26 protein-coding genes and 1 pseudogene are annotated in these 25712 nt (G+C 38.2%); 24 read left to right on the forward strand and 3 right to left on the reverse strand.

Going from position 1 to position 25712, the window contains the following annotated elements; all coding sequences use genetic code 11:
- Positions 1 to 18: 18 nt before the first annotated feature.
- A complete protein-coding gene (gene tatA / locus ACXAD1_RS01870) occupies positions 19 to 243 on the forward strand; it encodes a twin-arginine translocase TatA/TatE family subunit (protein ID WP_474911276.1) in 225 nt (74 codons plus the stop codon).
- 621 nt (positions 244 to 864) lie between these two features.
- Positions 865 to 1014, forward strand: a pseudogene (locus ACXAD1_RS01875) (hotdog family protein); the annotation flags it as partial.
- Between the two features lie 587 nt (positions 1015 to 1601).
- Here ACXAD1_RS01875 and ACXAD1_RS01880 read toward each other — a convergent pair.
- A complete protein-coding gene (locus ACXAD1_RS01880) occupies positions 1602 to 2606 on the reverse strand; it encodes a DUF3231 family protein (RefSeq protein WP_474909274.1) in 1005 nt (334 codons plus the stop codon).
- 193 nt (positions 2607 to 2799) lie between these two features.
- On the opposite strand from ACXAD1_RS01880, the gene ACXAD1_RS01885 reads away from it, so the two are divergent.
- From ACXAD1_RS01885 to ACXAD1_RS01970, 18 genes are all read left to right on the forward strand, one after another.
- On the forward strand, positions 2800 to 3078 hold the full coding sequence (locus ACXAD1_RS01885) for an ArsR/SmtB family transcription factor (RefSeq protein ID WP_206844943.1): 279 nt from the start codon (positions 2800 to 2802) through the stop codon (positions 3076 to 3078).
- Between the two features lie 108 nt (positions 3079 to 3186).
- Positions 3187 to 3570 carry a VOC family protein gene (locus tag ACXAD1_RS01890; RefSeq protein ID WP_474911277.1) on the forward strand — a complete coding sequence of 128 codons (384 nt, stop codon included), beginning with the start codon at positions 3187 to 3189 and terminating at the stop codon, positions 3568 to 3570.
- 194 nt (positions 3571 to 3764) lie between these two features.
- Complete coding sequence (locus ACXAD1_RS01895; RefSeq protein ID WP_474909275.1) at positions 3765 to 4565, forward strand: peptidoglycan-binding protein; 801 nt, start codon at positions 3765 to 3767, stop codon at positions 4563 to 4565.
- Positions 4566 to 4740: 175 nt separating this feature from the next.
- Positions 4741 to 5196 (forward strand): VOC family protein, encoded by a 456-nt coding sequence (locus tag ACXAD1_RS01900; protein ID WP_474909276.1) that lies wholly within the window; start codon positions 4741 to 4743, stop codon positions 5194 to 5196.
- 100 nt (positions 5197 to 5296) lie between these two features.
- Positions 5297 to 6685, forward strand: coding sequence for an aminotransferase-like domain-containing protein (locus ACXAD1_RS01905; protein WP_474909277.1), 1389 nt, complete (start codon positions 5297 to 5299; stop codon positions 6683 to 6685).
- Positions 6686 to 6788: 103 nt separating this feature from the next.
- Positions 6789 to 8087 carry an MFS transporter gene (locus tag ACXAD1_RS01910; RefSeq protein WP_370223088.1) on the forward strand — a complete coding sequence of 433 codons (1299 nt, stop codon included), beginning with the start codon at positions 6789 to 6791 and terminating at the stop codon, positions 8085 to 8087.
- Between the two features lie 48 nt (positions 8088 to 8135).
- Positions 8136 to 9341, forward strand: coding sequence for an aminotransferase-like domain-containing protein (locus ACXAD1_RS01915; RefSeq protein WP_370223090.1), 1206 nt, complete (start codon positions 8136 to 8138; stop codon positions 9339 to 9341).
- A 230-nt stretch (positions 9342 to 9571) separates the two neighbouring features.
- Positions 9572 to 10669 (forward strand): flavin monoamine oxidase family protein, encoded by a 1098-nt coding sequence (locus ACXAD1_RS01920; RefSeq protein ID WP_474909278.1) that lies wholly within the window; start codon positions 9572 to 9574, stop codon positions 10667 to 10669.
- Between the two features lie 44 nt (positions 10670 to 10713).
- Complete coding sequence (locus ACXAD1_RS01925) at positions 10714 to 11007, forward strand: antibiotic biosynthesis monooxygenase family protein (RefSeq protein WP_206844930.1); 294 nt, start codon at positions 10714 to 10716, stop codon at positions 11005 to 11007.
- Between the two features lie 487 nt (positions 11008 to 11494).
- Positions 11495 to 11977, forward strand: a complete 483-nt coding sequence (locus ACXAD1_RS01930; RefSeq protein ID WP_474909279.1) for a DUF2975 domain-containing protein — start codon at positions 11495 to 11497, stop codon at positions 11975 to 11977.
- Between the two features lie 882 nt (positions 11978 to 12859).
- Positions 12860 to 13630, forward strand: a complete 771-nt coding sequence (locus ACXAD1_RS01935) for an alpha/beta hydrolase family protein (RefSeq protein WP_474909280.1) — start codon at positions 12860 to 12862, stop codon at positions 13628 to 13630.
- 223 nt (positions 13631 to 13853) lie between these two features.
- Positions 13854 to 14363: a DinB family protein gene (locus ACXAD1_RS01940; RefSeq protein WP_206844921.1), complete on the forward strand. Its 510-nt coding sequence runs from the start codon at positions 13854 to 13856 to the stop codon at positions 14361 to 14363.
- Between the two features lie 534 nt (positions 14364 to 14897).
- Positions 14898 to 15416, forward strand: a complete 519-nt coding sequence (locus tag ACXAD1_RS01945; protein ID WP_474909281.1) for a YfiT family bacillithiol transferase — start codon at positions 14898 to 14900, stop codon at positions 15414 to 15416.
- 141 nt (positions 15417 to 15557) lie between these two features.
- A complete protein-coding gene (locus tag ACXAD1_RS01950; protein ID WP_474909282.1) occupies positions 15558 to 16283 on the forward strand; it encodes an alpha/beta fold hydrolase in 726 nt (241 codons plus the stop codon).
- Between the two features lie 847 nt (positions 16284 to 17130).
- Positions 17131 to 17541, forward strand: a complete 411-nt coding sequence (locus ACXAD1_RS01955) for a hypothetical protein (RefSeq protein ID WP_474909283.1) — start codon at positions 17131 to 17133, stop codon at positions 17539 to 17541.
- Positions 17542 to 17786: 245 nt separating this feature from the next.
- On the forward strand, positions 17787 to 18161 hold the full coding sequence (locus tag ACXAD1_RS01960) for a DUF3888 domain-containing protein (protein WP_474909284.1): 375 nt from the start codon (positions 17787 to 17789) through the stop codon (positions 18159 to 18161).
- 253 nt (positions 18162 to 18414) lie between these two features.
- Positions 18415 to 19044: a TetR/AcrR family transcriptional regulator gene (locus tag ACXAD1_RS01965; RefSeq protein WP_206845815.1), complete on the forward strand. Its 630-nt coding sequence runs from the start codon at positions 18415 to 18417 to the stop codon at positions 19042 to 19044.
- A 23-nt stretch (positions 19045 to 19067) separates the two neighbouring features.
- Positions 19068 to 19241, forward strand: a complete 174-nt coding sequence (locus ACXAD1_RS01970) for a DUF2197 domain-containing protein (RefSeq protein WP_244671336.1) — start codon at positions 19068 to 19070, stop codon at positions 19239 to 19241.
- Between the two features lie 331 nt (positions 19242 to 19572).
- Here ACXAD1_RS01970 and mleCBF read toward each other — a convergent pair whose 3' ends face one another.
- Both mleCBF and ACXAD1_RS01980 read right to left on the reverse strand, forming a co-directional pair.
- Positions 19573 to 20415: a CBF family alpha/beta fold macrolide esterase gene (mleCBF, locus tag ACXAD1_RS01975; RefSeq protein ID WP_474909285.1), complete on the reverse strand. Its 843-nt coding sequence runs from the start codon at positions 20413 to 20415 to the stop codon at positions 19573 to 19575.
- A 398-nt stretch (positions 20416 to 20813) separates the two neighbouring features.
- On the reverse strand, positions 20814 to 21767 hold the full coding sequence (locus tag ACXAD1_RS01980) for an arsenic resistance protein (protein WP_474909286.1): 954 nt from the start codon (positions 21765 to 21767) through the stop codon (positions 20814 to 20816).
- A 182-nt stretch (positions 21768 to 21949) separates the two neighbouring features.
- On the opposite strand from ACXAD1_RS01980, the gene ACXAD1_RS01985 reads away from it, so the two are divergent.
- The 4 genes from ACXAD1_RS01985 to ACXAD1_RS02000 all read left to right on the forward strand — a co-directional run bounded on the left by ACXAD1_RS01985 (position 21950) and on the right by ACXAD1_RS02000 (position 25627).
- Positions 21950 to 22477 (forward strand): CueP family metal-binding protein, encoded by a 528-nt coding sequence (locus ACXAD1_RS01985; RefSeq protein WP_474909287.1) that lies wholly within the window; start codon positions 21950 to 21952, stop codon positions 22475 to 22477.
- 257 nt (positions 22478 to 22734) lie between these two features.
- Positions 22735 to 24132 carry an MFS transporter gene (locus ACXAD1_RS01990; protein ID WP_474911278.1) on the forward strand — a complete coding sequence of 466 codons (1398 nt, stop codon included), beginning with the start codon at positions 22735 to 22737 and terminating at the stop codon, positions 24130 to 24132.
- A 291-nt stretch (positions 24133 to 24423) separates the two neighbouring features.
- Complete coding sequence (locus ACXAD1_RS01995; protein ID WP_474909288.1) at positions 24424 to 25047, forward strand: class I SAM-dependent methyltransferase; 624 nt, start codon at positions 24424 to 24426, stop codon at positions 25045 to 25047.
- Between the two features lie 103 nt (positions 25048 to 25150).
- Entirely contained in the window at positions 25151 to 25627 is a 477-nt protein-coding gene (locus ACXAD1_RS02000; RefSeq protein ID WP_474909289.1) for a GNAT family N-acetyltransferase, read from the forward strand.
- The last annotated feature ends 85 nt before the right edge of the window (positions 25628 to 25712 follow it).

Genomic DNA, 25712 nt, shown 5'->3' on the forward strand with positions numbered 1-25712 from the left:
AGATTACGGAGGTGCAGGATACTGCAGAATATTGGGATACCCGGGCTTATTTTAATCCTGGTGATTGCATTAATTATATTTGGACCTTCAAAGCTTCCGGAAATTGGACGAGCTTTTGGCAATACGTTGAAGGAATTCAAGAAAGCGACCCGTGACTTAGTAAATGGTGCTGAAGAGACTGAAGAAACGAAAATTGTGAAAGAGAAAACCCAACTAAAGGCAGTAGAGACAAAGGAAAGCTAGACTGTGTACTAAAGCCAGCTTTTTACCGGAATTCTCGCTTTTTTTAAAGAACAGGGAGGAGGATAGAGTCATTTTCTCTCCCTGTTTATCAAATGAATTGAAAAAATTCAACCTGCTTCCAATAGAAAGGGTGTTCTTTTAATGACAGCCACTAGTCCACTCAAATTAACGGAAGAAAGCAAGGAAACTTCCGTAATAGAGATTCATTGCAATAAGTGCTTCACCTGCCGTCTTTGTTCCAAATCAGGAAAGAAGATAGCGAAAGTGATGGAGGCTGTCCCAGAAGATCGTTAAGTTACGGTCTTTTATGGCCAGCCTTTAATTTTTAAAAAACTATACGATATAGAATCAAAATCATTTCAATATTCGATGGAGAACCAATAGTTTTAGTCAGTTTTCTGGCCTGTATGAAAGATAGAAAAGGCAGGACTTATTTAACTTCCCTTAGTCCCTTCTCTTAAGTATCTTTTGACCTGCCTCCTTCACAAATCCATATACGCCAGGAACAACTTTTACATTGACAATCAGAGAGTCCGACACCCTTGAAGGTGCGATCCAATTTCGTCCAATAGAGGATTGGACCGCGTTTTAAACCCTAATTTCTCTAAAATAACGGCACCTCTTTCAGGTGATGAAGGAATTCACCATATAACCCCGGATGAACAGGGGAGACTTGTGGTTCAAGGATTATTAACGGCTACTCTGCCAACTAAAGTAGGCGGAGAAGCATACGTGTTGGCACGTAGGATGAATTTTGAGTTTTTGAGGCCTGAAGTATAATTTTTCAAAAGAATATTTAGGAAGCACTCTTCATCATAGTCCAAATTTAAAGAAGTCCCCTGAACCTGATTTGCGCGGATTTTTTGATTGGGTGTATGGTGAGCTCTTTTCATAAGAAAGGAAAATATCCAACTTTATAAGGAATTTTACAGATTCCCTGTACCTCCAAATATAATTGAAGAGTTTAAGTGTTTGCCGGAGAATGAACTAGTAGAGCTTTATTTTAAGAGTGATAGCCAATATATGGCTACCGTGCTCTCGCTTATTTCTGCCATGAAAAGAACAGCAAAGAAAATAAAAAATTACGAAAAAAGCGCCATACAAGAAATGATGAGAAAAAAATCAGCAAAACTATAACGCAATGCTGGTTCCTTTTTTATCTGTGTCCTATTTTCATTATGATGATTTTGCCAGTTACATGAAAATCAGCAGCAAGATTTCATCAAGCTGTACAAGCTGCGGCGGAGGAGGAGATTAATAAAAAAAGAGAGCCGAGCTGGATCGATTGGCCAAGCGCGGCTCAGCTGCCGGTAATACATTGACAGCGGGAACACCCCTTACAGAAATGAGGGGATAAATTATTTATCCTGTGCAAGTTCTTTTCTATTGGGAGCAAGCGGCGGCTGTTCTAACCACTTGTTTTTCACCATAATATCGAACCATTTTCTAGTGACTCCCAATGATTTCAGAATTGCTTTTTCATAAGCTAAGGCCAGGTCTGTCCGCATGGATCCGGCTAGACCTGTTCCGTAATATACTTGCGCAGTTTGTACCAGGAAACCCATATGATATAACATTAATTTATCTGAAAAAGGAGAGTCCTTTGACGTTGTAACCTCTGATTCCCACGACATTGGGACTGGCAAATTATCCTTGTGCAATATTTTTGAAAGGGCCTGGAGGTTTTCATCGGCTGTTTTTTCTAATTCCTCAAAAAACTTCCTTATATCTTTCGATTCTGTGACTTGGCTGAATCCGATGGAAAGGGCTTTTGCCATAGTCCCCTTTTTAATGTTAAGAGAAATACTGATTATTTCTGTAGAAGATAAAACTCTCCCTTTTCCGAAAAATCCATCAGTAAAATCAGTTGCAGTAATATGTTCAGGGCTCTCGGCAGGATAAAAATAGGGATCTCTCTGAAAAACTCCTTTTTTCAGCAGCAGCTCAATGGTTAAATCGTACATGTTTTTTGCATCATCCACGCATGAATTGTAAAACTCACGTATGTCCTTTCTGACCGAAACACTTAATGCGGTTGTATGGCCCAACAAGCCATGTATAGTCATAATATGTAGATAATTTAAGCAGAAAGTATCTGAAAACAATCTCTCTGCACTTTTATTGAGGTCGGACTCTGTAAATCCAATGGGAATTGGAAATCCATCCTTCTCAATGAAGGAAACAAGCTGCTTCTTTTGCTTTTCCCCCGTCTTGATGGCTATTTCAAAGACTTGTTTTATTTCCTCGTCTTCTATAATAGAAATCATATACCTGTTTACGATCTCGGTCATTGTTCCGTTTACATACTCCCCCCATAGAGTTCCTATTTCGGAAGCTGTAAGCTTTATATTATCATTTTCCATTTGTTCTCACCTCTTCAGTATTTTTTACTCATACAGAATGAGGTATGCATTCCATTGGGCTTATCCTATTATAATTGTGCAGATTCCTGGTGCTTGCTGCCGCGATTGAAAAGCATCTCCATAAGGTAACCATGAAGTAACCATGAAGTTGCATGTGTTGACAAGTAACCTTATGGTTGCTTATAATTAATTTATGAATTGGGACAAAGACGCTATATTCAAAGCACTTGGTGATTCGACCCGGCGGCTCATATTGGACGAACTGTCTGAACGCAAAGAGATGACACTGTATGAACTAACAGCTCGTCTCATTATGAAGCATGGCCTGTCCATTTCACGGCAGGCAATAGCTAAACACCTTTCTGTATTGGAAGAAGCAGAGCTCATAAAATCCGAACGAAAAGGAAAATATCGCGTAATTATTTTTAACAACCAGCCGCTAAAAAATTTGCTGAAAGGATGGGTAGAATAATTTTTAAGAACGAAGCAGGGATTTTGAAAGATGTGCCGGCTGGTTTTCTGGCGGCCAGATTGTTAGTACAGATTCATAATTTACAAATATCAAGGAGGCAAAAACATGATGAAAGTGATTGTTACCAGTATCTTCGTCCAGGATCAGGATGAGGCATTGAAATTTTATACAGAAACGCTGGGGTTTGTAAAAAAGCATGACATTCCAGTCGGAGAACACAGGTGGATCGCCCTTGTTTCTCCCGATGATCAAGACGGTACTGAGCTTTTGCTGGAACCGAATGTACATCCGGCTGCCAAAGAATATCAAAAGAAGATATTTGCCGAAGGAATCCCGGCAACAATGTTTGGCGTTGCGGACGTTCACGAAGAATATAACCGATTAATAAAACACGGAGTGAAGTTTACTATTGAACCGACAGTAATGGGTGATGTCACATTGGCTGTCTTCGATGATACATGCGGCAACCTTATTCAAATTGCGCAGAATTAGCTCAAAAAAGCTCATTTTTTGGGGTTCAATTTTCTCATTATGTTGCGTAATATATACGCAGACAAAAAAGAGTACATTATTTCAAGATTATGGATGATAGAGGGCCGAACGTTGTGATTCTGCTTTCAACACACGAATAATGTCATTTCCTCTCGAATTCTTTTATGTAAAAAGAAATTGGGGAGGATTTTTTTATGTTAAAGAGATTTAGAAACATGCTGATGGTTCTTGCGGCTGGAGTTCTCATGCTTGCCGCTCCTTCATTTACAGAAGCAGCACTTGGGGATCGGACACTTGCCAATGGATCATCCGGGTCAGATGTGGCCGAATTACAGGATTACCTGATGACAAAAGGGGTTTTCCCATACCATACATCGACAGGATACTATGGATCTATCACGGTAGAAGCCGTCAAGGATTTTCAGCGTAAGCGCAATCTGAAAGCTGATGGAATTGCAGGACCGCAAACAAGCTATGCGTTAAAAGTGCTGAGATATGGAGATATTGGAAAGCAAGTCATCCATATTCAATATCAATTGAAACAAACAGGTCACTACAAATCTAATTTAGATGGTATTTATGGAAACGGCACAGTGAGCGCCGTCAAGAGCTTTCAAAAACAGCAAGGTCTAACTGCAGACGGAATTGCCGGTCCGAGGACAAGAGCAGAGCTGGATCGAAAGGCCAAGCGCGGTTCAGCTGCCGGTAAAACATTGACTGTGGAAAGCACAGCGTACACGGCAGATTGTGAGGGCTGTTCAGGTGTGACACGGATGGGCCTGGATTTAAATAAGTACCCTGATGCGAAAGTGATTGCTGTCGATCCCGGTGTCATTCCTCTTGGCTCCATCGTAAAAGTAGAAGGCTATGGAGTTGCGATAGCAGCGGACATAGGCGGCGGCATAAATGGAAGTTCAATCGATGTGTTCATTCCTAACCGCAGCGATGCCCTTCAATGGGGGCGAAAAAGCGTACGTGTGGAAGTAATCGAATAGGAATAGGCTGGCTCGCACAATCATGCGGGGCAGCTTTTTTGTTTTGGAATTTACATAAGTTCTTAAGAGGTCAATACATACAAAGCAGTAGAAAGTTTCAACCCTATTGTGGAGGAAATATGGGATCCGTTACTGGTATATTAATGCTAAGAAAATTAGGGAAAGAGGATAAAAAATGATTAAAGGACTGTATGAAGCACATTTACCAGTAAGTAATATCAGTAAGTCAATTGAGTTTTACAAGGGCTTGGGGTTGGAATTAGCAATAAAATACGAAAAAACAGCATTTTTTTGGATCGTTAAGAATGAAAGCTGGCTTGGATTATGGGAATGTGACCAAGCGAAAATGAACTATCATCCATCCATCAGACATATTGCATTTAGAGCAGATTTAGAAGATTTAAAGAAAGCAAAAGAGTGGCTGGAAAAGCGCGGCATTGGTATGCGTGAAGAATTCGGATTTAAACCTCTTGAACCCATTGTAATGCCTGACCAGACACATGCTATGGTCTATTTTCATGACCCGGATGGAAATTCTTTAGAATTTATCTGTAAATTATCCTCTGAGCCTGAAGATAAACCTAAGATGTATCTAAGCGATTGGGAAAAGTATTTGGAGAATAAAAACTAAATTTTTTTCTTTGTTCGATGAAATGGGCAGGGCAGAGGAACAAGGGTTATAATTAAAGAAACAGCTTCATTGAAAACTTGTAAAAAAAAGGGTGCGTATCATGCCGATTAATTCTTTTGAAAACTATCCTATGACTTGGAAGCCATCCATTGATAAAGCAGAAAAGCCCATTTATCAAGCTCTGGCAGGGCAATTGGAACAGGATATTTTAAATGGAGTTTTATTGCCTGGAACGAAACTTCCTCCACAGCGGGAATTGGCCGATTATTTAGATTTAAATGTGAGCACCATTTCAAAAGCATTTAAAGTGTGTGAGTTAAAAGGCTTATTAAGTGCAACGGTTGGAAGCGGCACATTTGTGTCCTATGATGCTCTTTCGAATGCTTATTTACTTGAAGATGCAAAGCCGAAGCATTTAATTGAAATGGGAGCGACTCTTCCGGATAATGCTTCTTTCGAGCCGCTGATGCTCCAGCTGAAAAGTATGCTGCAGGAGACCGATTATGAAAAATGGTTCGGTTATGGCCGGGGAGGAGAAAGCCATTGGCAAAAGGATGCAGCGGTAAAGCTAATCCGCAGAGGCGGGTTAGAGACAACCGCTGATCACATTTTATTTGCGAATGGGGGTCAAAATTCTATTGCGGCTGTACTGGCAAGTCTTTGTAAGCCTGGAGAGCGCATTGGAGTTGACCAGCATACATACCCTGGTTTAAAAACGGCTGCAGCAATGCTTAGTGTGCAGCTGGTGCCAATAAAAACAGAGAACTATGAAATGAGTCCAGCGTCTTTTGAATATGCGTGTAAAACTGAAAATATTAAAGGCATTTACTTGATTCCGGATTATCATAATCCGACAGCTTCCTTCATGTCGGTCGGGAATCGAAAAATGATCGCTGCCATTGCCAAAAAGTATAATCAGTTCATTATCGAAGATGCATCATACCATCTTCTCAGCAAAGAGCCGCTGCCGGCAGTCGCATCCTTTGCACCAGAACAGGTCATCTATATTGCAAGCTTGTCTAAATCATTTGCACCGGGCCTGCGGCTGGCCTATACAGCAGTGCCGAGTCAATTCAAGGAGCCAATTTCAAGGGCACTTTATAATTTAAATGTTTCCGTTTCTCCATTACTGGCAGAACTTGCAGCACGTACGATTGTATCGAATCAATTTGAAGCCTTAATTGAGGGACATCAGGAGCAGACGATCCGCAGAAATCAACTCGTTAACCGATATTTGGCAAACTTTACATGTCTAGGCGCTGAAACAGGCATTTTTCGCTGGCTCCTATTGCCAGGAAAGATTACAGGTGCTGAGTTTGAAGCGCTGGCTAAACAGCATGGAGTACAGGTGTTTGCAGCTGAACGTTTTGTAGTTGGAAATAGTTGTCCGGAGAGGGCTGTAAGAGTTTCTGTTTGTGCCCCGGAAACGCTTGAAGAGCTTGAGAGAGGTTTGATTATCCTTAAACGCCTGTTAAACAATCATATCTAATATTGTTCGCCATACAATTATAATATTGTATGGTTTTTTTGTGCGTGTTAAGATGATTGAAATCTAGTTGGAATATTATGAAAATAAAAAGGGAGGTGAGTTTTTGCTACCGTTAGACGCCCAATCTGCCTGGCTGCAAAGCTACATAAATTCTACTGAAAAACAGCAGCAATTATACAAAAGAACATTAATTGTCATTGTCATATCCCAAATTTTTGGAGGAGCAGGACTTGCAGCGGGAATTACAGTAGGAGCACTTCTCGCGCAAAACATGATGGGAACAGATAGTGTAACAGGAATTCCAACCGCGTTATTTACTTTAGGGTCAGCAGGTGCTGCGCTGCTGGTGGGACGGCTTTCTCAGCGGTTTGGCCGCCGTCCTGGACTTACGGCAGGATTTTTGGCTGGAGGCATAGGTGCCATTGGAGTTGTGGTTTCAGCAATAACAAACAGCATTCTGCTATTATTTATTTCACTTCTCATCTACGGGGCTGGAACGGCTACCAACCTGCAGGCGCGCTACGCTGGAACTGACCTGGCAAACCCCGCACAGAGGGCAAAGGCTATTAGTATGGCCATGGTTTCCACTACATTCGGTGCTGTCGCAGGTCCTAACCTGGTGGATGTAATGGGTGAGTTTGCTATATCGATAGGTATTCCTGCTTTAGCCGGTCCTTTTATATTAGCGGCTGCGGCGTATATACTTGCTGGATGCGTTCTATTTTTTTTCCTTCGTCCTGATCCCTTTATGGTTGCAAAAGCCATATCTGATGCACAAGGTGAAACTAATCATATAGAGAAAAGTTCAAATTTGGCATCGATAAACAGGCGAGGCATGTTTGCAGGAGCGGCTGTCATGGTTTTAACCCAATTTGTGATGATGGCCATCATGACAATGACCCCCATACATATGGGACATCATGGCCATGATTTGAATGAAGTGGGGCTTGTCATTGGATTTCATATAGGGGCGATGTTTTTGCCTTCATTAGTAACTGGTATTCTTGTTGATAAAATTGGCCGTGCGGCTATGGCTGTTGCTTCCGGTATTACACTGCTTGCTTCTGGGATTTTGGCTGCAGCAGGACCTGGTGAGTCGATGCTCATACTCAATATAGCCCTTGTTTTACTTGGGCTTGGATGGAATTTTGGCTTAATCAGCGGCACGGCCATTCTGGTAGATTCCACTCATGCTTCTACCCGGGCTAAAACGCAGGGTTCGATCGATGTATGGGTAGCTTTGTCAGGAGCATTAGGAGGAGGATTATCCGGAATAGTTGTAGCACATTCCAGTTATGCAGCCCTTTCCATTGCAGGTGCTGTCCTTTCATTACTGCTTATTCCCATTGTAATATGGGCAGGTATCTATCAAAAAGAGAAAAGCATAAGCATTAGTGACTGAATCTTCAGTATTAAAATAACTCCAAAAATAGAAAAGGAATGTGTAGAAATGGAACATAAATTTGCTGAGAGAGCTCGCTTTGTAACATCTTCTGAGACACGTGAAATATTAAAAGTAACAGAAAGGCCGGAAGTAATCTCTTTTGCGGGAGGACTTCCAGCTCCAGAACTGTTTCCTGTAGAAGCTCTAAAGGAAATATGCAATGCTGTATTGAATGAAGAAGGTGCGGCTGCCCTTCAATATAGTACGACTGAAGGATATATTCCTTTGAGAGAAGCTATTTGTCAGAGAATGAAAATGGCTGGGATTGACTCCAGCACTGAAAATGTTCTTATTACATCAGGATCCCAGCAGGCAATCGACCTGACTGGAAGATTATTTATCAATGAGGGAGATACTATTATTTGTGAAAGCCCAACCTATCTTGCAGCCATTAATGTATTCAAGTCATATAATGCAAAGTTTGTTGAAGTAGCCATGGATGATGATGGAATGGTAATGGAAGAGCTGGAGCAAAAGCTGCGAGATCATCCTGATGCAAAATTTATTTATACAATTCCTGATTTCCAAAACCCTACTGGCCGCACCTTAAAACTCGAAAGACGAAAAAGAATGATTGAGCTTGCTAATCAGTATGATGTGCTTATTGTAGAGGATAACCCCTATGGAGCTGTAAGATTTGCTGGAGAGGTACTCCCGCCTGTGAAACATTTTGACACAGAAGGCAGAGTCATTTATTTAAGCACTTTCTCTAAGATTTTCACTCCCGGTCTTCGGCTTGGATGGATTTGTGCGGATGAAACCTTCATTGATAAGTATGTTGCTTTTAAGCAAACAGCTGACTTGCATACTGACAGCTTTGCTCAAAGAATTACAGCAAAGTATATGGAGCTTTATGATATCGAAGAACACATCAATAAAATCAAAGCTGTTTATAAAGAAAGATGCACAGCTATGTTATCCTGCATTGAAGAATTCTTCCCAAATCATTTATCTTACAGTAAGCCGGAAGGCGGATTATTTATTTGGGTTGAGCTTCCAGAGGGCATTGATTCAGCGCATATATTTATAGAGTGCCTGAAAAATAATGTTGCTTGTGTACCTGGTGCTCCCTTTTTTCCAAATGGCACACAAACAAATACATTGCGTTTAAATTACTCTAATATGTCTAAAGAGAAAATCATTGAAGGTATGAAGCGTATGGGAGAAGTACTCCATCGGGAATTACAAAATGATTCAATGCTGACAGTTTGACGGGAAACAAGATTCTGTGCCCCAATTTGGTATAATTTCATGTCTGCAAGCAGGAGAAATTACTCTATAGCCAGTAATCAATTTAAACCTCAATAATATCTGAAAATCGGGGGTATATTCATGGGATTTGAAATTTGGAACACTCATTTAGAAGTGACCTTTATAAAAAGGAATAGCTCTTTCACAAGTGCAATCATACAGCATGGACACAGTACGAAAGAGGAAAGTATGTGAAAAATCCAGTAGTTATTGTCGGTGCTGGTTTAAGTGGGCTCCAGGCTGCGTCCCTTCTTGCTGCACAGGGTGTCAAATGTAAGGTTCTAGAGGCTAGAGATAGGATTGGCGGCAGGGTTTTGAGCACTTCTGATCCAAACAGACCTGACCTGGGCAAATTTGACCTCGGGCCAACGTGGTTCTGGCCTGAATATGAGAGCGCGATCACCGGCCTTGTGAAAGAACTGAATTTAGAAACTTTTGTCCAGTACACCAAAGGGGCAATGCTTGCAGAACGAGTTCAGAACGAACCGCCAGAACGCCATGTACTGCCGGAAAATGCTGGCGCAAGATCGATTCGATTCATAGGAGGTGTGCAGTCCCTTATTGATGCTGTAGCAGATACTATTCCCCCTGGAGTAGTCGAGTTAGAAACACGTGTAACAGCCATTCGACAAGATGAAGCTGGTAATATAACCGTTGAAACAGCCCTTGCTGATGGAAAGAGAAAAAAAGTTTCGGCAAGGGCTGTTATCCTGGCATTGCCGCCTCGGATTGTGGTGCGTCAAATTGAATTTTTTCCTTCTCTCCCTCCCAATATTATTACCGACCTTGTAAGCAAACCTACATGGATGGCAGGACAGGCCAAGGCAGTTGCCATCTATGATCGTCCTTTTTGGAGGGAATCTGGACTCTCTGGATTCGCATCGAGCTGGGTTGGACCCTTGCAGGAAATCCATGATGCTTCTCCTGAAACAGGATCTGGTGCATTATTTGGTTTCTTCGGAATGCCAGCGAAAACACGCAGGGAACTGGGAGAGGTTAAAGTTTTGAATTTGGTCGTTGATCAATTGATCAGGCTTTTTGGAACCTCCGCCCAAAACGTAAGGGCTATTCTATACAAGGACTGGTCCAGTGATTCCGAAACGGCTGTTGAGGAAGATTTAGCCCCGCTTAGATATTTTCCGAGTTATGGTCAACCGCCAAAATCGAGGGTATGGGAAAAGAAAATTATTTTTGCAGGTACGGAGACGAATTCACAATATGGCGGACATCTTGAAGGTGCACTCCTGGCAGCTGAACAGGCAGTTTTTGAAATCGCTAAATTAAACTAGAAATCAGGGGCTCTTTGAGAAAGCAAGGAAAGGGGAAATTATACATGATTTTAGAAGCAGTAATGCTGCAAGTAAAAGAAGGGATGGAGGAAGAATATGAACTAGCGTTTTGTGAAGCATCCAATATTATTTCTTCCATGGAAGGGTACATATCTCATGAGCTGCAGCGATGTATGGAAGTTAAGGGTAAATATTTGTTGCTTGTGAAGTGGGAATCATTAGAGGCCCATACAGTTGGGTTTAGACAATCGAAAGAGTATCAAGAATGGAAAAGACAGCTGCATCATTTCTATGATCCATTTCCTGCAGTTGAACACTTTGAAAACGTTCCTCTTTAATTGGTTTTTTAGTTAAATAGCATCCTTGCTGACCATAAACCGTTCCGATTTGAGGTGCATATTGGTTAAATGACACATTAATTGGTATAGGGATTGGACCTATGCCAATTTCTTATAGGTATTTTAAACTTTTCAATGAGAATTGACATCTAAAATGACACGATAAAATAATATGACAATGGTTGTTGTCCGTTTAAAAAAGGTTGGCAATTAACCTAACATTTGGGATGTCAGTTTAAACGTCATTCCAATTAATAGTAATAAAAGATGCATTTATAAAAAAGGTCAGTTTTGGTGAACAAGTTGTAAATTTAACATTTAAAGAAAAAGCATTTCTTTGTCATGAGAAATGCTTTTTATTTTTGTTAAAAATTAAAAGGATATTTCAATAACCAACAATAATACAATATAAACAATAATAATTTATTGAAAAACGATAAACCATATGTTAAATTCGTATTGTCATTAAATAAGTGAGGTGTTTTAAATGAATGATAAACGAGGTTCTGCCACTTTCTTAAAGGTCATTATTTTTCTGGTTGGAATTGCAGTGCTTGCCGTGTGTATATATTTTTTGCCTGAAGCAGCCAGAAGAGATGCAATAGAGCGCCCAGGTGATTATTCGCTATATCCACTTTTGGTATGTGCATATGGAATATGTATTACGTTTTCTGTGGCGTTGTATCGAATATTTAAACTTTTAACCTATATCGAAAAGAATAATGCTTTTTCTGAGTTATCTCTTCAATCTCTAAGGGTAATTAAAAAATGCACTTTTACTGTCATTTTCTTCATTTTTTTAGCAATAGTATATTTAAGGGTGCGTGTTCAATTCACAGGTGATGATGCAGCAGGTCCAATATCTCTAGGTCTAATGGGCATCTTGGCAACAAGTATCATCGTAGCCATTGTGGACGTACTTCAAAAACCTATAAAGGATTTCTTGGAATCGCAGCCAAAAAGCAATTAACATTTTGAAATATACAAGAGGTGTTTTTTATGAAGGCAGCAACCACACATTATTTTTGAAGATAGCTGTTATTCTCATTGGAATTCCTGTTCTTGCTGTGTGCACATTACTGGTTCCTGAACTAACAGATTAGGTAGCGTATTTCTTAGGGGGCCATTTCATAAAATATATCATTTTCATCCTTTTATATGGAGGAGCATTACCTTTGTAAATAGCCCTTTATCAAGCGTTTAAACTGTTAATTTATATAGACAAGAACATTACTTTCGTAATTGTCTGTTCGAAGTTTAACGAGAATCAAATTATAATTGACAACAAAAATGGCGTGCGAACTGACAACAGTTTTGGCACGCCATTTTTACGTTAATTAAGTCATAGTTAACATTGAAACTGTCTTAACTATTAGATGGTTTAGTAACAGGATCGCAAGTTGATGTGAACGTATTAAGAGCAATCAGCAGCAGTTGTTTTTGTCTGATTCTTTAATGGATTCCAAGTACTGAGCCCATTTTCTTATGTGATATATTTCTCCATTAAATTTAGCAAATTCAGGAATTTGATTTTGAGCAATCAGAGATCCTCTGCAGGTGTTCCCTACTAGCAAAGTACATAAACAGTGAGTTTTATGATCATTGGGGTGAAGTTAAGCCCGAATATATAGCTGAGAACATAAATGATGCTGTTAAATGGTTAATGACAAACTAACAATATTTATACATTTAATTATTAATGGATGCGTTTCTACAATAAGTAGAGACGCTTTTTTACTAAAGGGGCAGGTTTGTTCAATAAACTATACGTTACTAGCTACTCTTCTATAAAGGAAGTGTGGCTATTTTATCGAAGTAAAAAGTTATAAAAAAGTTGCAAGGGGAGTTATAAATGGTTAATAAAAGAAAGATCTATTACGGAGAACATGAATCTCAATTTGGTGTATTACGAATGCCTGAAGTTTCACACTCATGTCCAGTAATAGTATTAATTCACGGAGGCTTTTGGCAAGCAAGATATAACTTAGAGGAGAATAATCCAATTGCTGAAGATTTGGCCCAAAGAGGTTATGCAACTTGGAATATTGAGTATCGAAGAGTGGGGGAAGAAGGAGGAGGATGGGCTGGAACGTTTAATGATGTTATTGATGCTGTAAATCATTTATCAAAAATTGCTGAGTCATATCCAACAGATCTTTCAAGAGTTATTGTTATTGGCCATTCTGCTGGTGGACATTTAGCACTTTGGTTAGGTTCAAGAATAATATCCACACCTAATGATAGTCCCTTTAACCAACTTAGTGTTTCTATTCAAAAAATAATTAGTTTAGCAGGAGTTACAGATTTAGAAAAGATGTGGGATATACATGAACAAAAGAAAATGAAGAGTCACACAGCTGCACTATTAGAGGGATCCCCTGGAGAAGTTCCTAAGCGTTATAAATTGTCTTCACCAGCTGAATTATTGCCAATGAATGTTGAACAAGTATTAATACATGGGGAATTAGATCGTCACGTTCCAGTAGATTTAAGTAAGGATTATTACAAATACGCTATAGAAAAGGGGGAAAATGTAAAACTAGTTATTCTCCCAGATATAGACCACTTTAAAATTATTGAACCAACTTCTTCTGCATGGTCCTCTGTTCTTGACTCAATATAAATACTTTATTGAACTATAGGGACAGGTTAGTGGAATAAAAAGTGAATTAATCCATTATTATTATGTTAACTGCATAAATCATTTGTACAGAGATAATAAAGTTGTTTAATTTGCAATTATTTTGCGGTAATGAAATTAAATATCAAAAATAAAGGACATATCTTTTTGACAGTCGAATATTAGCCTAGAACCATAAATAACTATTCCGATGGGGAGGATTCTTGTGCGTCCACGACCATTATTTATTGAAAATCCAGAGCATGATAGGTATGTTAGTCTTGTGCCAGATGGAGATATTGAAGAAATACTTAGTAAGCAACGAACTAAGACCATTACCCTCTTAAGCAGCGTATCAGAAGAGTCAGCAAGGAAGGCGTACGCACCAGGGAAATGGACTTTAAAAGAAGTGATTGGGCATATGACCGACTCGGAACGTGTGATGTCGTATCGAATGCTCGCCATTGCACGAAATGAAAGTGCACCACTCCCAGCAATGGATCAGGATCAATACGTTTCTGCGGCAAACTTCAACAAATTTTCCTGGGAGCAGTTACTAGCTGGTTTAGACACGATACGCTCCAACACCTTAAGCCTTATTTCAACCATTGATGATGCAGCGTGGGTTCGTAATGGAACTGTAATGAACAGCCCAGTTTCGGTAGGTATCATTGCATATGGCATTGCCGGGCACGAGTTACACCATATGAAAGTGATTCTTGATAAATACTTATAAGTCTTTTTCTATTAATGAAAAAACCTAATTTCTCATTTAATGCTGAAAAATTAGGTTTTTTAATATTGAAACTTCCTTAACGTTGAAAATCTACATTTTCCTGACGCTACCCCTTATAGCGAACTTATTATACTTTCAATCAGAAATCATTGCCTTTAGATGAGTCAGATGTTAAATAGCATTGAAATGATGACCGTCGCTTATATGGAAATGGAAAAAGATGGAAAAGGTGACTTTACAAGCGATAAATTTGTAGATGAACTAATAAAGATATAAATAATATCCCTGGACCAGATGTACTAAAAGAGATGTATAAGAAAAAGCAACAAGAGAATTAATTAAAACTTCTTCTTCAACTAATGGGTGCATTACTTGAAGATCCGGCTATCAATGCCGGCTTTTCCAACAAACGGGGCAGGTTAGTTACGTAACATTTAAGGTGTAAAAGAATTAGAGGATTTGATGGAGAATTACATATTATTAATCCTTTATTTAGTTAGGCGCGATCATCAATTGTTTTAGGAGGAAAAGCAGATGGATTTGAAATACCCAATTGGCCACTTTCAATTTAATGGTGAAATTACTAAGAATGTTACGAGCATTTGGATAAATGAGATTGAAGATTTACCAAGATTATTACGAGATGCTGTAAGGGACTTAGATAATATAAAGCTAGATACAGCCTATCGTACAGGAGGGTGGACTGTTCGACAAGTAATACATCATCTTGCGGATAGTCATATGAATGCCTATGTTCGCTTTAAATTGGCTCTTACTGAAGAAAAACCTGTAATTAAGCCATATGATGAAACAAATTGGGCGGAACTATCTGATTATAAATTGTCGATTGATATTTCACTTTCACTTCTCGAAGTACTGCACAAACGCTGGACCTACCTATTACGTAGTCTAAGTCCGGCTGATATGGAAAAAACATTTATTCACCCAGATTCAGGAGAAGTTTCAATAGGTGAAAATATCGGAATCTACGCTTGGCATGGTAAACATCATCTTGCGCAAATTACTTCTTTATGTAATCGTATGGGCTGGTAAGAATTAATATTAATATAAGGTCTGGCTGCCAAAACAGGCGGCTTTTTTCTTTTTGAACTAAAGGGGCAGATTTATTGAATAAGAGTTTTAATATTGCTAAATTTTAACTAGGATAGTTGGCAAAACGAGAGGAATGAACCAATGGATAAGGAAATGTTTATACATATAAGTAAATGTAAACTATATGCTAAATTGGTGGGAGAAAATAACGGAAAGCCAACAGTCATAATGGATGCTGGATATGGAGACTTTTCTAAGGCCTGGAATTCAGTATTAAGGGAGATTTCAATGCTGTCTAGTGTACTAATTTATGATAGAGCTGGACTTGGGAAAAGTGAATCAAGTTCTAATCCCAGAACCAGCTGTGAAATGGTAAAAGAATTAAAGGAACTGCTTAGTGAAGCCAAGATTAAGCCTCCCTACATATTAGTAGGTCATTCATTTGGCGGAGTAAATATGCGGATGTTTGCTACAGAATATGCAAATGAAGTTTGTGGACTAGTCTTGATTGACTCTACTCCCGAAGATTACAAAGAACGTTTTCTCCCTACAATGTCACAAGATTTTCAACAAGCATATAACAAGCAATTCGTTTACGAAGGAAATTATGGAGAATTTATGGAAAGCCTAAAGCAGTTAAAAGATACTAGACAAAAATTAAATGTACCATTAATTGTTCTTTCAGCGGGTAAAAAAGCTCATTATTCTATGGAATCACAAAAGTTATGGAATGAAATGCAGAGAGAGATGCTTGAAATATCCTCTGATGGAGAATTGGTAATTGCTGAAAACAGTGCTCACTATATACAAAATGATGAACCGGAAGTTGTAGTCTGTGCGATAAAAAAGTTAATTGAGAATAATTAGTTCAGCTGCTAATCAGGCAGCTTTTACTTTTCAAACATACGGGGCAGGTTTGTGAAATAATAAACTGATATGCGTATAGACAAATACTGAGCAAGAAAAAACCGCAGGAAATGCGGTTTAAATTAAAGTTATTTTCAAGAGCGGTATTTTCTCTTTTTCTTACAAATTCATCTATAAGGAAAAATAAAAAATGCAAAGATAGTAGCTAATATCATTAATGGACCGAGAAAGAAAAAAGAAATCAAGCTGAATCCGATATGCACCAATAAAGAAAGATAGAAACGAAATCTCTTAACATTTGTTGTAATAAAATCTGACAGTAACGAAACAGGTATTCCATACATAAAGCTTCCCAACAAACTAGATAAAAATATAAGAACAATGACATTGAAATCAATGGAACTATTGTTAGTCTCTGTTATCAATGACTTTATATCAAGAATGAAGAGTAAAAAGGTGAAAAATAAAGAAGTATAAAGGGCAACTTTACTTTTTCTAATTACAAGTGGAGTTTTGTAAAGTTTTTTCCTTACCTGGGGTATAAAAGTTAGCCCAATAATACCTATAACAACTTTTATGTGTATAGATTCTATTCCTACCCAGATTATGAAATAGAGTAGGGTAAGAAAACTAATTCATATAAAAATGATTTATACATCCGTTACCCCTCTTTTATTTTTATTATAACAAAGCGGTAATTGGATTCAATTTAAATAAAATATGCACTAAGAATTAGTTAGTTTTTTGAACTAACTTGTGGCAAGATGAGCTGCAGAACCGGGTAGTTTTTTACTTTTTTAACAACGGGGCAGAATAGTCTAAAATCAATAATAAGGAGTGAGTCGAAATGAGTTTTGCTTCCTATATTGGTTGTAATGTAAAAATACCGAATAATGATGATGAATATACGGAGGATTTTTTTTATATTGGCAGTTGTTTTGCAGGTGAGTATGAACAACTAAATGTAAAGAAACATCAATTTACAACCCCTTATGTTCATGAAGTATCAAGTCATTGGGGCATTATTATTTCAGAATATACGACTCCAGAAATCCGTTCCGAATCGAAAAAGAAGCTATTGGAACTATGTAATATTATGGACAGTTGCCTTGAAAAAGGAGATTTTTTTGAACTGTACAGTTGTTGGGTTGGAGAAGAAGCTGAAGAGCGGGAGGGTGAGATCATCTTACAAATCAATAATTTTGATATTAACCTAATTGAAATCCCTGAAAAAACCTTAGTTAGATTCGAAAAATGAACTTAAATTATTATTAAACTAACGGGACAGCATTTCTGTAATAAATTTGTGATTAAATATACTTAAACAATAGGGTGCAAGAGTTGAAGATCAGTATGGATCGGCAGCTCTTTTCTTATTCGACTAACGGGGCAGGTTTGTTGAATAAGAATATAGTCTTCTTGCCAGGGAAAAATACCTTCAATAACATTTTGAAGGTGATTTGATGAAAAAGATTATATGCGATCCTTATCATTGTTGTTTTAATGCATATAACAACTACAACCCATGCTAAATTAACAAGAAGTGAATCAAAAAGAGAAAATATATTAGAGGATGCTGTGATTGACCTTTTAAAGCAACCAATGTTTGCGGCAGTAGAGGATTACTACGGGACAGCCTACAATATAGGTTCATTTTGTGAAAAGGTTATAGACATAAAAAAACTTCGTCACTCAGGTTCTTGGTATTTCGAAGTTGAAATTGAATTCGTTACATTTACTGGTGCTCATAATTTTTTGGACATATTCACAGTAACCTTAAAAAAAGATTGGGGAACAGAAGGTAAATGGATAATGCAAGAATATCGTGTAAGAAAATTTGATCCCAATGAAAAATATGAATGTCGAAGTCCAGCCTAGATAAAATAAAATGTGATTACGCTCAAGAACAGCTGTCGAACAAGGCAGCTTTTTCTTATGCAACAAAAGGGGCAGGTTAGTTGAAGATCGATGTTTAACTTGTGTTCAACAATCGGGACATTATGGAGTAAGGTATTATTGAATTAATGGTGGAGGATAGTTGCATAAAGGTATTCATAAACCATTTAGATAAACTTCAACTAATTGGTTTTTTTGTTTGAATTTTTTTGTACGGATGTACTAAAATAAGGACATGAGTAAAAAAAACAAACCAACTAACCAAAAAGAAATGTCATTCATCGAAAAAGCCCGTAGAGCTCAAATTGTGGAATGTGCGATTGAAACAATCGCAGAAGTAGGTTATGCTCAAGCCTCTATAGGACAAATTGCAAAGCGTGCAAATATCAGTAAGGGGGTTATTTCTTATCACTTTGCAAATAAAGAGGAATTATTGGAGCAAATACCTATCGAATACTATTTGGCGTGGCAAGCCTATATTGCTCCAAGAATAGAAGCTCAAAAATCTCCTAAAGAAATGCTTCGGGTGTATATTGAATCCAACCTTACATTTATAGATGAAAATCGTCAGCATGTTTTCGCTGTTATAGAAACGGTATCTAATATGAGAACTGCTGATGGTAAACTTCATTTTGCAGCAGACCATGATGAAGCTATTTTACTTCCAATTGAAAATATTCTTACCCTAGGGATGCAAGAAGGAGTATTCAGAGAATTTACCAGATCATCAGCAAGGGTGATGGCGTTAACAATAAGAAGTGCCATTGACGGGTTCACCCTTGAATTAACGAGAAAGCCTCATTTAGATGTTCAGGAATATACTAGAGAATTGGTTACAATCTTCGATAGATCAACTAAAAAGTAAATGTGTCACTTAGGAGGCTGATTATGATTTACTATGAGGTACTCTGTTATAGTTGTAAAAGGATATTCAGAGTATACGAAGGTTCACTAAATTATAAACAATTTAAGGAAAATAAGGCTAAGTTTTTTTGTTGCGAGGATTGTAGTCATAAGATACGTATGGATGCAATTAAAAATTTCTTTAGATACTTAAACTAACAGGACAGGTGCTTTAGTTCAATAAGATATAATAATTAATATCTTCAACAATGGGGCGCTATCTGCGTCTTTCTTTATGAATAGAGCCATACTGATGGTTAGACGTTTGCCTTTTTTAGATAGAGCCTGATCTGAAATTCGTAATAAAATGCACTTAAAAACCTATGACTTCTTTAATAAAATGTTGATTGTGAAGTAAAAGCAGCCCAATTTCTCGTTAATAATACTGAGAAATTGGGCTTTGGAATTTCCTTATGTTACCTTAAATTAAACTAGTAAATGTAACTAAAACCAAGCCTTCTGGCAAGAAGGGGTACATTCTTTCGAATTTTTATCGCGAACTAAGCTTTACAACAGAATCTATTATCTGATTCCAGTCTTCACTATGAATCTCATGCCCTGTTCCATCAAGTGTCACTAATTCAGAATGAGGGATGGCTTTTTTTAGAGCAAGCCCGTGCTCGTATGGGAGGGCCGGGTCTTTTGTGCCATGAATAATTAGCACCGGTACGCTGATTTCAACTGTTCTATCGAAATATGCGTCTCCGCCTTGCAGCATAGCATGATTAAATCTGCTCGGCAGATGTTTGGCGCGATCTGCTTCTCTTGCAGCAAGTTTATACATTCTTTCCTGCTCGAAAGGTTTGGAGCCGGCTAATGTTTTCCATCCGCCCGCGAGAAAAGAAATAGCAGCATCCCGATTCAACCAATCGATGGAAGCACTTTTCGCGTGGTAATCCAGTATGTTCTGATCCATTGGCGGCAGCTTTTCCATCTCAGTCCCAAACACACTTGATGCAATGAGTGTAAGCGACAGTACACGGTCAGGATATCTTAAGGCAAGAATCTGGCCAGTTAAGCCGCCCATGGACATTCCAACGATATGTGCCTGCTCTATATGATAAGCATCCAGTACACCGGCCGCATCGTCAGCCAAGTCTGTTATCGTATAATTGGAAGTCCCAGGTTCATAAGTGGTGGATCGTCCCAGATCCCGATGGTCGTACCGAATGACAAATCTTCCCTGATCAGCAAGACGGAGACAGAAATCCTCATCCCACCAGTCCAGTGAAGTCATTGCGCCCATGATCAAAAGGACTGCTGGATCCTTAGCATTTCCAAAGCTTTCTGTACATATATCCACTTTATTTATTTTCATTATCTGTTCACTCATATTTTACCTCCGTATTATCTTATCACCGTTCCTAATGTCGCAGATCAGATTCTTCCGGAGCATGTTTGGCCTGCCCCTGTTCATTATCTGTGCCGAATCCACTTGATAATCATGACGAGGCCTCCTTTTAAATCTTTTTTAGCAAGGGACTCATCCCTATATTTATTACCTTAACATATGTCTAAGCACTTAAAAGCTAAAATTTCCATGTGTTTTTTTGGGATATGAAACGTTTCATGCTAATTTGCAGATTAGAGAAGGGAAAATATGAAGGGTGTGAATAACTAATATATTCGCATGTAGGTTAGATTAACAACCTTATTTTGTACTAATGGGCAAGTTAAATCTATCTAAAAAAGCACACATTTTTAAATAGAAGGGATGTGTGCTTTTGATTTTTATGTTCTTTTCTCTTTAGTAATAAATAATAAAATCTGGGTGATGACGGCCAGGATAGGCAATTCCAGCAGAGGGCCTACTACTAAGGTCAATGCAATCAAAGGCTGGTCTGGAAATGCAGTCATTGCAATGGCTAAAGCAATCGGGGAATTTCTGGCTAAAGTAGTCAAGCTTAAACTGGCTCTGTCGGAGTTCGGAAATCTCATAAGCTGTCCAGCTTTTTGACTGACAAAAAGATTAATCATAAAAAATAAAAGGACAGGTATGGTTATTTTCCACAGTAACTCTAAATGATTAAGCAATAATTGTCCCTGTGATGCAAACATTGCAGCAATGGCCAAGCTTAGAAAAATAATTGGCAATACGCTAAGATTGGATACAAGGCTTTTTCTTAACTGATCCTTGTTTTTTAAGAGGATCTTGGTAAAAACAGCCAGAACTAACGGTATGATTAATGTAACCAGAAGACTTTCAACTAAAAAACCCAGTTCTATTACTCCTGTCGTTCCGCCAAAAATCAGGAGGTAAATAGGCAGCAATATGACCTGTAAGATTAAGTTTAGAGGCAGGATAGCAGTTGATAAGGCAACATTTCCTTTTGCTATGCCTGTAAAGATCAGGTACCAGTCAGTGCATGGTGTAACCATCAGCATAATAAATCCAATATATAGTGACGGATTATCGCCTAAAAATACCATTGCCAGCAGCCATGCCAGGATGGGTGTCCAGACAAAGTTTATCATGATTGAAGTGTATGTGAATTTTATGTTCTTAAAAGCTATCTTAATATCTCTAATAGGAATTTGTAAGAATGTAATATAAAGCATGGCTACTAATAATGGCACAATGATACTTTCTGCATTAGCCCTTATTAACTCTGCTTGCCCTATACTTATACCAATAATCACTGCTAAAAATATTATAAGAGTATATAATTTTTCGATTAAGTTCAATTTGACTCACAGCCTCTGAATATATCTATGCTTAGATAACTTTAGCATAGTTATTTTCGAATTGCTTATTTATGCAGCAGCTGCCGCAAATCATATCTCCATAATTTCTCCATATTTATTTGCTATTGTTTACTTTGGCAATAGTCATTAAGGCATGAAACTGAATAAGGAAGTGAAAAAAGATGAAGATAAAAATATTTCTGGCTGTCTTACTCATTTCAATTGTATTAGCTGGCTGTGGACAAGCCGATTCAAATGATGAGGCCGCTTTGAAGGCTGATAACATCAAAGATTTGGTGAATGATTATAGTATAGGAAACATTAAGAGCGAGTCTGCTTCGATTACTTCACAGCAGCTAGTGGTAAAAAAAGCGGATGGTGAAGAATTAATCTATGATCTGCCGAAAGAAGAATTTTTCGTTTCTATTGCACCTTATGTTAATGAAACCCATCCTTGAACGAATCATAGCTTGACAGGTTGTCAAGGTGAATTAGCTGATAAAGAGTTTGATGTATTTATTGAAGATAAGGAAGGCAATATAATTTTGAACGAAAAAGTAAAGTCCCAGGCTAATGGGTTTTTCGATCTATGGCTTCCAAGAGATGAAACATATCAAATAAGGATTCAGTATGATGGAAAAGCATCGGAATCAGAAATTTCAACTTTTGAGAAGGACGGTACTTGTATTACAACTATGCAATTGATTTAAAGTTAAAATTTGTTTTTATACAGATTAGCTGCCAGTTCAGGCGGCTTTTTTTGGTTTAACTAAGTCTAAGGTATTAATAAAGGTTTTCCTGACAGAATACCAAAATTTGTATTGTTTTATAGATAAAAGACAGGGAAAAACCTATTAAGCAATTTATCTATTAAAAGATATTCAGGAGGGAAAATGTGAATAAGCAACCAAGAGACGTAGAGAAAAAAGATATTTCAGTAGTAGACAGCAGTGTCGCTAGAAAATCTATGATGGGTACATCTATCGGGAATGCGATGGAGTGGTTTGATTTTGGTATTTATTCCTTCTTAGCCGTTACAATTGGAAAAGTTTTTTTCCCGGAAATTGATCCATCCTTTCAGTTAATATATGCTTTTGCTACATTCGCAGTGGCTTTTATAGCACGGCCGCTAGGGGGTATGTTCTTTGGTATGATGGGTGACCGTATTGGCCGGAAGAATGTTCTGGCAATCACCATGATTCTGATGTCGGCTGCTACCCTTAGTATTGGTTTAATACCCAGTTTCGCAGCAATTGGGATTACTGCACAGATCTTATTGCTATTAGCCAGACTCGTTCAAGGTTTCTCAACTGGTGGTGAATATGCGGGGGCTATGACCTACATTGCGGAAACCACTCCCGATAAAAAACGCAGCTTTATGGCAAGCGGTTTAGAGGTTGGAACACTGGTAGGATTTATAGCGGGTGCCGGCCTTGTAACCCTTCTGACATCTATTCTTGGAAGTGAGACGATGGTGGAATGGGGCTGGAGAATACCTTTCTTCATTGCTGCTCCACTTGGCATAATCGGCTTCTACTTCCGTAATCATTTGGATGAAACTCCAGCATTTGAAGCGATGAATCAAACTATAGAAGAAAGAAAAGAACATTCATCTTTAAGAGAGATTTTTGCTGAGCATTGGAAGGCGCTATTAATCTGTACAGCAATCGTTATATTTTACAATGTAATGAGTTACACCGTTCTCACGTATATGCCTTCATATATGTCAGAAGAACTTGGCTACAGTGAACAGAAGGGGTTATTGCTTCTTGTGCTTGTCATGATTGCGATGGTTCCAATGGTTTTGGCAATGGGCCATTTAAGTGATCGCTATGGCAGGAACCGAATATTAAAAGCAGGCTTATTGGGGGCGATTGTACTAAGCATACCTGCATTCATGCTGGTTCGTTCAGGCAATATTTATGCTGCATTTTTTGGATTGCTGATTCTTGGTGTGCTGCTGTCCACCTTGCAAGGGTCCCTGCCGGCTACTCTGCCATCTTTATTTTTCACGAAAGTGCGTTACGGTGCACTTGCCATCACATATAATACGGCGACATCACTTTTTGGAGGAACGACTCCGCTGCTTGTGGCATGGCTGGTGAGTGAAACAGATAATAAAATGGTACCGGCATTTTACCTGATGGGCATGTGTGCATTCGGAATTGTAGTTGTCACTCTATTTGTAAGAGAGACTGCAGGCAGGTCGCTTCGCGGCTCCGCTCCAGTCGTTGAACATCCGAGTGAGATAAAAGAAGTCCTAAAAAATCCGGAAAAAGCCTACTGGTGGCATGATGAGGCAAAGCCAACAGGAAAAGGAAGTCTGGATAAGGGGCTGTTGACCAGTTTACTGCAAAAACACTAATCATTAAATGCTTACTCATAGCTATTAAATTAGCCGAATTGAGTAAGCTTTTTTCTTTTACCTATTATTCTTACTTTATAGCAGGCCAGGTTGTACCGTAATCATTGTTTATCAAATTTCAGCCTTATGGCAGCCAAGCTCAACAAGCATAAAAAAATACTGTAAAGTAATTACATTTACAAAAAAATGAAAATGAATTAAAGTTATTAAAGAGTCGTTATGTCTGTAATTAAGAATATATGAGTGTTAGAATTCTAATGAAAATTAAAATATAAAGGAGATAGAGATATTATGGAATTCTGGGAATCAAGTTTTATAGAAAAACAAACGATGTGGGGGTTTGAGGCTGCAGATTCCGCTATCTTAACAAAGGACTTTTTCCTTGAAAAGAATGTTAAGGATATACTGCTGCCGGGTTTTGGATATGGAAGAAATGCGAAGGTTTTTATTGAAAATGGCATAAATGTGACAGGTATTGAGATTTCAAAAACAGCCATTGATCTGGCGAGTCAACATGGGATTGACAGCAGAATTTTCCATGGCTCAGTAACTGACATGCCTTTTGATAAACAAGACTACACTGGTGTATTCTCCCATGCTCTTATTCACTTATTGAATAAAGACGAGAGAGAGAAGTTCATTAAAGATTGCTATGATCAGTTAAAGCCAAATGGCTATATGATTTTTACAGCTGTTTCAAAAAAAGCCCCCATGTTTGGCAGGGGCAAACAATTGGATAAAGACTATTTTGAGATCATGGAAGGTGTGAAAATGTTTTTTTATGATTCTCACACCATAAAACAAGAATTTGGACAATACGGCCTGATAGAGATTTCAGAAATTGACGAGCCAAATAAGGATATGAAAAATAAACCATCAATAAACTTCTTCGTGATAAAATGCAAAAAAAAATAGTGCCGGCTGCCATCACGGCAGCTTATTTTTTAGTTTAATGATCCAATTTTTAACTGTACAAACATTTGTTCTTATCTTACTATTGAACTGAGGGGGAGAATAAATGAAAAAAACAAATTATTTGGAATTAAAACATTTCTCTAATGAGCATATGGATATCTTGAATTCTTTTGAGCTTCCTAAAGAGCAGGTTCAATTCACTTCACTGCCAAGAAATTATAAAGAAGTATCAGAAGGCCAGCATCGGATCGTTATCCTTTGTGATGGAGAACCGGTGGGCTTCTTTTTATTGCATTCAACTGAAAGAGTAAAGGAGTATTCGGACAATCCGCAGGCGATGCTGCTAACATCATTATCCATTAACCAGGCTAAACAAGGACGAGGATATGCAAAGCAGGCTATGTTATTATTAAGAAAATTTGCTGCTGACGAATTCCCTGACTGTAATGAAATCGTGTTAGCTGTTAATCATAAAAACATAGCTGCTCAAAAACTGTATGAGAAAGTTGGATTTGAGGATACAGGACGCAGAAAAATGGGGCAAATCGGCGAACAGTACATAATGAATTTAATGCTGTAAATACATGATTGCCTGGTTCTTATTAGCCATTGGGAGGTTTCAGCTATAGTAATAGAAAGAAAAATACGGTACGATTCCCAGGTCG

Source organism: Cytobacillus sp. ABV4_503 (assembly GCF_056158445.1).

What these genes read in the sequence shown, in the direction of transcription:
- ACXAD1_RS01880 (WP_474909274.1), bottom strand. Translation starts at nt 2,606, where the DNA reads ATGGAAAATGATAATATAAAGCTTACAGCTTCCGAAATAGGAACTCTA.
- ACXAD1_RS01885 (WP_206844943.1), top strand. Translation starts at nt 2,800, where the DNA reads ATGAATTGGGACAAAGACGCTATATTCAAAGCACTTGGTGATTCGACC.
- ACXAD1_RS01890 (WP_474911277.1), top strand. Translation starts at nt 3,187, where the DNA reads ATGAAAGTGATTGTTACCAGTATCTTCGTCCAGGATCAGGATGAGGCA.
- ACXAD1_RS01895 (WP_474909275.1), top strand. Translation starts at nt 3,765, where the DNA reads ATGTTAAAGAGATTTAGAAACATGCTGATGGTTCTTGCGGCTGGAGTT.
- ACXAD1_RS01900 (WP_474909276.1), top strand. Translation starts at nt 4,741, where the DNA reads ATGATTAAAGGACTGTATGAAGCACATTTACCAGTAAGTAATATCAGT.
- ACXAD1_RS01905 (WP_474909277.1), top strand. Translation starts at nt 5,297, where the DNA reads ATGCCGATTAATTCTTTTGAAAACTATCCTATGACTTGGAAGCCATCC.
- ACXAD1_RS01915 (WP_370223090.1), top strand. Translation starts at nt 8,136, where the DNA reads ATGGAACATAAATTTGCTGAGAGAGCTCGCTTTGTAACATCTTCTGAG.
- ACXAD1_RS01925 (WP_206844930.1), top strand. Translation starts at nt 10,714, where the DNA reads ATGATTTTAGAAGCAGTAATGCTGCAAGTAAAAGAAGGGATGGAGGAA.
- ACXAD1_RS01930 (WP_474909279.1), top strand. Translation starts at nt 11,495, where the DNA reads ATGAATGATAAACGAGGTTCTGCCACTTTCTTAAAGGTCATTATTTTT.
- ACXAD1_RS01935 (WP_474909280.1), top strand. Translation starts at nt 12,860, where the DNA reads ATGGTTAATAAAAGAAAGATCTATTACGGAGAACATGAATCTCAATTT.
- ACXAD1_RS01945 (WP_474909281.1), top strand. Translation starts at nt 14,898, where the DNA reads ATGGATTTGAAATACCCAATTGGCCACTTTCAATTTAATGGTGAAATT.
- ACXAD1_RS01950 (WP_474909282.1), top strand. Translation starts at nt 15,558, where the DNA reads ATGGATAAGGAAATGTTTATACATATAAGTAAATGTAAACTATATGCT.
- ACXAD1_RS01955 (WP_474909283.1), top strand. Translation starts at nt 17,131, where the DNA reads ATGAGTTTTGCTTCCTATATTGGTTGTAATGTAAAAATACCGAATAAT.
- ACXAD1_RS01960 (WP_474909284.1), top strand. Translation starts at nt 17,787, where the DNA reads ATGCATATAACAACTACAACCCATGCTAAATTAACAAGAAGTGAATCA.
- ACXAD1_RS01965 (WP_206845815.1), top strand. Translation starts at nt 18,415, where the DNA reads ATGAGTAAAAAAAACAAACCAACTAACCAAAAAGAAATGTCATTCATC.
- ACXAD1_RS01970 (WP_244671336.1), top strand. Translation starts at nt 19,068, where the DNA reads ATGATTTACTATGAGGTACTCTGTTATAGTTGTAAAAGGATATTCAGA.
- mleCBF (WP_474909285.1), bottom strand. Translation starts at nt 20,415, where the DNA reads ATGAGTGAACAGATAATGAAAATAAATAAAGTGGATATATGTACAGAA.
- ACXAD1_RS01990 (WP_474911278.1), top strand. Translation starts at nt 22,735, where the DNA reads ATGATGGGTACATCTATCGGGAATGCGATGGAGTGGTTTGATTTTGGT.
- ACXAD1_RS01995 (WP_474909288.1), top strand. Translation starts at nt 24,424, where the DNA reads ATGGAATTCTGGGAATCAAGTTTTATAGAAAAACAAACGATGTGGGGG.
- ACXAD1_RS02000 (WP_474909289.1), top strand. Translation starts at nt 25,151, where the DNA reads ATGAAAAAAACAAATTATTTGGAATTAAAACATTTCTCTAATGAGCAT.